At 66.0% G+C, this 2,905-nt stretch carries 4 protein-coding genes; 2 read left to right on the top strand and 2 right to left on the bottom strand.

Annotated elements, in window-relative coordinates:
• Positions 1-626: 3-hydroxyisobutyrate dehydrogenase (mmsB, locus tag AC1DJT_RS35670; protein WP_476835955.1), on the top strand; the 626-nt coding region annotated here is incomplete at its 5' end.
• Between the two features lie 190 nt (positions 627-816).
• On the top strand, positions 817-1,773 hold the full coding sequence (gene nudC / locus AC1DJT_RS35665; RefSeq protein WP_476835954.1) for an NAD(+) diphosphatase: 957 nt from the start codon (positions 817-819) through the stop codon (positions 1,771-1,773).
• Between the two features lie 50 nt (positions 1,774-1,823).
• Here the strand turns inward: nudC and AC1DJT_RS35660 are convergent, their stop codons facing one another.
• Together AC1DJT_RS35660 and AC1DJT_RS35655 are read right to left on the bottom strand one after the other, a co-directional pair.
• Positions 1,824-2,678 (bottom strand): prephenate dehydratase, encoded by an 855-nt coding sequence (locus AC1DJT_RS35660; RefSeq protein WP_441506037.1) that lies wholly within the window; start codon positions 2,676-2,678, stop codon positions 1,824-1,826.
• A 3-nt stretch (positions 2,679-2,681) separates the two neighbouring features.
• Positions 2,682-2,905: cytidylyltransferase domain-containing protein (locus tag AC1DJT_RS35655; protein ID WP_476835953.1), on the bottom strand; the 224-nt coding region annotated here is incomplete at its 5' end.

Below are 2,905 nucleotides of genomic sequence, written 5' to 3'. Positions count from 1 at the left end.
TCATCGATTCCTCGACGATCGATGTCGAAAGTGCCCGCAAGGCGCATGCGCTGGCCACCGAACGCGGCTGCCTCTCGCTCGATGCGCCGGTTTCCGGCGGTGTCGGCGGCGCAAGGGGCGCGACGCTGACCTTCATGGTCGGCGGTTCGAAGGAGGCTTTCGAGAAGGGAGACCCGATCCTCTCCGCCATGGGCCGGCGCGTCGTCCATTGCGGACCCTCCGGCAACGGCCAGGCGGCGAAGATCTGCAACAACATGATCCTGGGCATCTCGATGATCGGCGTCTCCGAGGCCTTCGTTCTGGCCGAGAAGCTCGGCTTGTCGCATCAGGCCCTGTTCGACGTCGCATCGACCTCATCCGGCCAGTGCTGGTCGCTGACCACCTACTGCCCCGTTCCCGGCCCGGTGCCGACATCGCCGGCCAATAACGACTACAAGCCGGGCTTCGCTTCCGCGCTGATGCTGAAGGACCTGAAGCTCGCGCAGGAGGCCGCCCAGGCAGCCGGTGCTGCGACGCCTCTCGGCGCAGCCGCAGCCCAGCTTTTCGGCCTGCACAATGCCTGGGGTGAAGGCGGCTCCGATTTCTCTGCGATCATMCATCTGCTGCGCGGACGCGGCGAGCGCTAGATCGCCGATCTTGCATCGGCTTTCCCGAAAACCGCAATCCACTTTTCGGGCCGATGCTTTAAGGCACGACCAACCCGCCGGGAGCAGACCCGCCTCGCGCCTTCCACCTCTGGCGCAGGCGGCACTTTGCCGCTAGCACATCCGCCTATACGGCGGCTGTTCTTAAGCCGCCTGCMAGACGGGTGTGCGCATGAACGATGTCTCCTTTCGACGCGAACGCTCGGCCCTGACCGGCTTTGCCACGAACCCGCTCGACCGCCGCGGCGACCTGCGTGACCGTCCCGACGCGGTCGAGGGCTTTCGGGCTTCGCCCGGTACGCGCCACGCGATCGTCTCCGGCGAGACGCCGATCCTGAAGCGGATCGACGCCGAGACGTTGACGATCTGGTTCGCCGAGAGCGAGGCCGACGCTATCGGCAAGGCGCATGAGGAAGTCTTCCTCGGACTCGACCCGCAAGGGACCGCCTGCTTTGGCCGACTGGTCGACCGGGAGCTCGCCGAGACGCTGCGCGAGCGTGACGACCTCCTGGTCAGCGACCYGCGCTCGATCGCCCTGAAGCGGCTCGTCCCAGCCGAAGAGGTCGGGCCGCTGGGCGAGGCCAAGGCCCTGCTCGACTGGCATGCGCGGCATCGCTTCTGCGCCCGCTGCGGCGGGCTCTCGCCGACGGTGAGCGGCGGCTGGCGGCGCGAATGCTCGCAATGCGGCACGCTGCACTTCCCGCGCACCGATCCGGTCGTGATCATGCTCGCGGTGCGCGGCGATCAGTGCTTCCTGGCCCGTCAGGCCCGGTTCGCGCCGGGCATGTATTCCTGCATTGCCGGCTTTCTCGAGCCCGGCGAGACCTTTGAGGATGCGGTACGCCGCGAAACCCTCGAGGAAGCAGGGCTGCGCACCGGCGCCGTGCGCTATGTCGCCTCGCAGCCCTGGCCCTTCCCGTCTTCCCTGATGATCGGCTGCATCAGCGAAGCGCTGAACGACGACATCACGCTGGACGGGAACGAACTCGAAGCAGGGCGCTGGTTCTCGCGGGAGGAGGCGCTGCAGATGCTGGAGGGGAGGCATCCGGACGGGCTGTCCTGCCCGCCCCATATGGCGATCGCGAACACGATCCTGAAGGCGTGGGCCGAGGACGGCGTCACGCCCTAGCACGTGAGGGCGTCTGCAGCCGACGCGGTTTCCGGTCGGCTGCGATCGGCCTATTCTCCCGGCTCGGCGAGGCTCGCGCGGAACGCGTGCGCCGGGTAGACGCCGAGAATCTTCATCTCCTTGGAGAAATACTCGAGCTCCGTCAGGGCCCGCTTCAGGTCCGCGTCATCAGGATGCCCTTCGACATCGCAGTAGAACATCGTCGCTGAGAAATGGCCGTCGACCATGTAGCTCTCGAGCTTGGTCATATTGATGCCGTTGGTGGCAAAACCGCCCAGCGCCTTGTACAGCGCCGCCGGGATGTTGCGCACGCGGAACATCAGCGTCGTCACGGTCTTCTTCGTGCCCTGGCGGGCGAATTCCGGGTATTTCGAAAGCACGACGAAGCGCGTGGTGTTGTGCTTCTCGTCCTCGATGTCCTCCATCAGGATGTTCAGCCCGTAGACTTCGGCGGCGATATGCGGCGCGATCGCTGCGCGGGTGACGTCGCCGGCTTCCGCGACCTGCCGGGCCGAGCCGGCGGTGTCGGCAGCGACCTCGGCCTTGAGGCCAAGCTTCTTGATGATCTTGCGGCACTGGCCGAGCGCATGGATATGGCTCTGCACGGTCTTCAGGGTGGCGAGCGTCGCTCCCTGCACCGCCATCAGGTGAAAGCGGATCGGCAGGAAATGCTCGCCGATGATGTGCAGGCCGGAACGCGGCAGAAGATGGTGGATATCGGCAACGCGACCGGCGATCGAATTGTCGATCGGGATCATGCCATAGCGGGCCGTTCCGTCGCTGACCGCGGACAGGGCATCCTCGAAGGTTGCGCAAGGCAGCAATTCGCAATCCGGAAAGACCTGCAGGGCGGCCTGAGAGGAGAAGGCTCCGGGCTCGCCCTGGTAGGACACGACGACAGACATGATTCAGGCTCCGAGGCGKGATTTCAGGAGCGCGCGGGCGCGATCCAGGTCAGGAGGCGTGTCGACGCCGCGCGGGACGTGATCGATGACCATCACGTCGATGCGCATGCCGTCTTCCAGTGCACGCAGTTGCTCGAGCTTCTCGCGGAGTTCGAGCGGCGATTGCGGCAGGCTGACGAAGCGATCGAGCGCACGGCGGCGATACGCATAGAGGCCGACATGGTGAT

Source organism: Allobosea sp. 05T422_2 (genome assembly GCF_056396265.1).
The sequence above is the reverse complement of the archived record's forward strand: the minus strand, read 5'-3'. Positions and strand labels throughout refer to the sequence as shown.